The sequence below is a fragment of the Craterilacuibacter sp. genome (assembly GCF_051659485.1).
GTDB lineage: Bacteria > Pseudomonadota > Gammaproteobacteria > Burkholderiales > Chromobacteriaceae > Craterilacuibacter.
On record NZ_JBOFOO010000226.1, the window covers coordinates 1 to 2,442 of the forward strand.

General features: G+C 58.1%; 3 protein-coding genes. All 3 read right to left on the reverse strand.

The genetic code is table 11. From position 1 onward, the window contains the following. Positions 1-337: hypothetical protein (locus ACRC1E_RS08085; protein ID WP_438514591.1), on the reverse strand; the 337-nt coding region annotated here is incomplete at its 3' end. Positions 338-647: 310 nt separating this feature from the next. Continuing rightward, complete coding sequence (locus ACRC1E_RS08090) at positions 648-2,216, reverse strand: arylsulfatase (protein ID WP_438514592.1); 1,569 nt, start codon at positions 2,214-2,216, stop codon at positions 648-650. A gap of 88 nt (positions 2,217-2,304) precedes the next feature. Further along, a complete protein-coding gene (locus ACRC1E_RS08095; protein WP_438514593.1) occupies positions 2,305-2,442 on the reverse strand; it encodes an alkyl sulfatase C-terminal domain-containing protein in 138 nt (45 codons plus the stop codon).

Below are 2,442 nucleotides of genomic sequence, written 5' to 3' on the forward strand. Positions count from 1 at the left end.
GCAGGTCGTCACTGCCGGTCGGCAGTAGGAACACCGGGCCAACTCCCCAGATCCAGCCGCCCTCGGTCGGCGCTTTCGGTGAGAAGAACAGGCTCTGCACCGTATCGCCGGTACCGGTCTGGCTGCCGGCGCCCGGAAAGATGTCGGACTGGTGGATGACCGGCAGGATGGTGCGCGAGATGACATTCCAGTCGTCGTTCAGCGATATCGGAACCACCGGCTGTACGTTCATCGTGAAACGGTCGCCGTCCCTGGCGGGACCGATGTCGCCGTCCCAGTTCATCTGGAACGGCACGCTGATCAGCGCGGCGATCGGATTGGCCAGCTGCTTCGCCAATTCTTCGGCGGACTGGCAATGACCGACTCGGGACGCAAGTAACAGACACAGGCAGGCAAACCCGGTCAACGCCGTAATCGAATTCCTTCGGCTCACGTTCACCTCGTCATCTCTCTGCTCGTCGATTGAGATCTGGCGCTCGCGCTGCGGACGGGCCGGATTATCAGTCGCCTTCCTGGGTCGGCTGTGCGGCCCCACTGGCGCCCGCAGTCGCTACCTCCGTCCCTTGCCGCTGACGTCCTCCACGACACTCGACATGCCGAACGAAATCCGGCCCGGCACGGAGGGCTTGCCTGCGCCTTTCACGCGACTACTGCTTGCCTTGCGTCAGTTGCTTCATCAACTCGCTGAAGTCCAGTGTCGCTGCCTTCTGCACTGGTGGAAAGTCAACCAGTGATTGGATGTGTTCTCCGAGCAGTTCCTGAACCGGCTCGTTGAGCCACTGCTTTCTCTGGAGAATATCGGACCTGTCCGTCACATTATCGAAAGACTCGTAAGGGTCCATCTTCAGGTTGAAGATGACCGGAAACTTCTCTTTCTGGTACGGCGCGTAGTAGTTTTCGCTGGTTTCAAAATGCAGCTTCCACTGCTTGTAGCGAACGGCTCTGATATTCGATTCGTGATAGTAGATGAAATTATCGCGAGCGCTCTCATCGGTCTTGCCTGTCCAATAGCCCAGGTTGTTGACGCCATCAAGGTATTGTTTGCGCTCGACGCGCATCTTATTAACAACATCAGGCTCACCGGCTGCCGCTGCGAGCGTGGTGAATATATCCATGTGGCTCTGGATGCCGCTCAGCATCTGGCCGGCCGGTATGTGTCCCGGCCACCGCACCATCATCGGCACTCGCACACCGCCTTCATAGGTGGTCATCTTTTCACCGCGGAAGGGCGTCGTGCCCCCGTGTGTACGCGCGCTGTGCTCGGGTCCGTTATCGGTGGAATAGACGATAATCGTATTGTCCAGCACGCCCATGTTCTTCAGCGTGTCGAGCAATGCTCCGACCTGCCGGTCATGTTCGATCATGCCGCTACCGTAGATGTCATGCTCAGTCGAATAGGGTGCCGCGAGGTAGCGATTCTCAGCCCGCAGACGGGTGAACATGTGCATTCGGCTCGTGTTGAGCCATACAAAGAAAGGCTTGTCTTTAGACTTAGCTCCTTCCATGAATTTGACGGCGGCGGCAATGAACTCGTCATCAACCGTCTCCATACGCTTGCGCGTCAGCGGGCCTGTGTCCTCGATTCTTTGTTTGCCAACCTTGCCAAAGCGGGGATCGACTGTGTTATCGACAGTATTGGTAGCGTACGTATGCAGCACGCCACGCCCTCCGAACTTCTTGAGGAATTCAGGGTCTTTCGGATAGTCGACTTGTTCGGGCTCTTCTTCGGTATTCAGGTGATAGAGGTTGCCGTAGAACTCATCAAAGCCATGCACTGTCGGAAGATTCTGATTCCGATCGCCGAGATGGTTTTTGCCGAACTGACCGGTCGCGTAGCCAAGCCCGCTGAGTACCTCAGCCAGCGTCGGGGTCGCGTCTTGCAAGCCGGGTTCGCCACCAGGCCGCCCCACCGTTGTCATGCCACTGCGGATCGGATACTGCCCCGTGATCAAGGCTGCCCGGCCTGCCGTGCAGGAAGGTTGTGCGTAGTGATCTGTGAACATTACGCCCTCCTGGCCGATGCGGTCGATATTGGGCGTTCGGTATCCCATCTTGCCGTGACCGTAAAGGCTGACGTTGTCCCAGCCAACATCATCGGGAAAGATGATGAGGATATTGGGTTTGGCGGTCTGCGCATGTGCGCCACTCGTGCCCAACACTGCCACGGCGACGAGGCCGAGCGTGATGCGCAGCAGTCCCCTGGAACCACTTTTCATTCTGGAATCCTCCCTTCGTGCAGTGCAATTTCGATTTTGACCACCCACCGAGTCCGCTCGGGCAATGTTCGATCCTGGTGTGGAGCGTTCACGGCGTCACGATGTTGAACCAGCCGGGGTAGGTGACCAGCATCCCCATCAGGTCGGCGAACGCGCCCGGTCGTCCTTCGACCTTTACGTCGCCACGTGCCATTGCGTCCTGCATCGTGGTCTGCTTGAGCTGGAT